Consider the following 362-nt stretch of genomic DNA (forward strand, 5'->3'; position numbering starts at 1 on the left):
TTTAGAGCTTCAAAAAATTTACTTTTTGAAAAAGAACTTGAAAAATTTAAACAAGACATGTATATATATGGGAAATTATGTATAATGGGTAGTGGTTCAAGATGTATAATTGGTAGTAGTGGATTTATAGAATTTTGTGAAAGTATTATGTCTAATAATAGAGAACTATTAAATTTTTATATAAAAAATATTGATTTAGTAGGATATGAAAGAAAAAAAGATGAATATATTAAATCAGAATCAGACTTTTTTTTATCAAAAACTATACTACTAGCATTAAAAGGAAGTTGGGAAGATGTCATAAGAAGAGCAGATATATATTTAAATAATCCGTCAAAATCTTCTTATGATAAATATAAGTA

1 pseudogene is annotated in these 362 nt (G+C 22.7%); it reads left to right on the plus strand.

What is annotated here, in order from left to right:
• A pseudogene (locus tag AYC60_RS09235) lies at window positions 1-362 on the plus strand (Imm49 family immunity protein); the annotation flags it as partial.

It is taken from the genome of Streptobacillus felis (genome assembly GCF_001559775.1).
GTDB classification, from domain to species: Bacteria; Fusobacteriota; Fusobacteriia; order Fusobacteriales; family Leptotrichiaceae; genus Streptobacillus; species Streptobacillus felis.